The sequence below is a fragment of the Vibrio sp. Vb1574 genome, from assembly GCF_033338675.1.
The window spans coordinates 1-1,512 of record NZ_JAWOTC010000171.1 but is presented as its reverse complement, the minus strand read 5'-3'; the positions used below and the strand labels follow the sequence as shown (position 1 = coordinate 1,512).

The following is a 1,512-nucleotide window of genomic DNA, read 5'->3' as shown; positions in this document are numbered from 1 at the left end:
AGTTTGTGTATGGTTTTACGGTAAGTAAGGTAAGCAGAAATACCCGCCATAATATTACCCGCACACGCACCAAACAGCAGACCTCTGATACCGCCCAGTTGTGCACCCAGCCATAGGCAAGGTAGGAAGAAAACAAACAAGCGTAATGCCGAAATGGTTAATGCTGTGTACGATTTCCCTAGCGCATTGCAAATCGACACCATCAGCATACAAACGCCAAGAGAGCCCAAACTTATCGGCACAATCATTAGATGCATGTGGAGAACTTGTTCTACTTGGGTATCACTTGTCATTAACAATGCGAGCGGGTTTGCAAGCAAGAAGGTAATCGCTGCAATCAAAAGCTGGAAGCCAAGAATGAACTTAACCGCTATTCCAACCAGAGATTGAATGTCTCGATAGTTCTTTGCGCCTAACAAGCGCCCCACCATTGGAGGCATCGACATGGTCAGTGCCAATACAGACACAATGGCAAAAAACTCGTAACGTGAGCCTAGCGCCCAAGCAGCGACTGCGGCAGTTCCAAAGCTGGCAAGCAACTTGGTCGCTAACATTGAAGAGAGCGGCGGCAGCAATTGACTGACCATGGCTGGCCCCATGATGTTACCTATCGAAGAGACGCTTTTCATCACATTCAGATCTTGCCATTGCGTTGTAGCCCAGTGGTTGCGCTTCACTCTTGGCGCAACGACAAGGATACCAAACCCAAATGCAACTAAGGTTGCCAACGCTGCACCATTAATGCCGAGATCGAGCGTGAAAATGAACAGCGGGTCTAATACCAAGTTCACACCACTTGTCACCATCATCATCGTGCCCGGAAGCATAGTGTTGCCATTGGCACGACAAATACTGTAGTAAAAATAAAGGACTGCACCAGCCCATGAACTCAGCAGCCACCAAGGCCAGTAACTATCTATGATAGGCATAACAGTTTCTGGCGCGCTGAGCAGAGATAAAATCGGGTAACGCAGCAGCCAAATTAAGAGGCCGAATACCGCAACACCGATTGAACCAATCATTAAGACCAATCCGCCAAGTTGTTTGGCATAGCGAGCATCATTCGCGCCCAAGGCTTTAGAGATCACTGCGGTAGTCGCGATGCCTAAGCCTACTTGAATGCCGATAATGACCATTTGAAGCGGTAGGGTGAAACCTTGAGCGGCAAGCGGTAAAACGCCAAGCTGACCGATAAATGCACTGTCGACAAGCTGAAAACTCATTAAGGACAACACACCAAACAGCATTGGCCATGTCATCGTAAACAGTTGTTTTGCTAACGTAGGTTGTGCGTTAGTAGAAGTTGAAGGCATAGAAATTAGAGTGTGTTGGGATTCGAGAATGGTTTTATTGTACACACTGGACTACAAAGTGACAAAAAGAAACCCCGAGTAAGGAATGCTCACTCGGGGTTTGAAACTTGAACTAATCGGACTTATTTTTTGCCGCTAGTTTGCTTGTCTTCTTCAGTCAGCTCACGAATGCGACGGCTGATGTCACGACGTGCTTTAG

The 1,512-nt window shown here is 47.3% G+C and carries 1 protein-coding gene; it reads right to left on the bottom strand.

Going from position 1 to position 1,512, the window contains the following annotated elements:
* Positions 1-1,313 (bottom strand): MATE family efflux transporter (locus tag R7O12_RS24530; protein ID WP_318126646.1); only part of this gene is annotated, 1,313 nt, incomplete at its 3' end.
* Positions 1,314-1,512 lie beyond the last annotated feature (199 nt).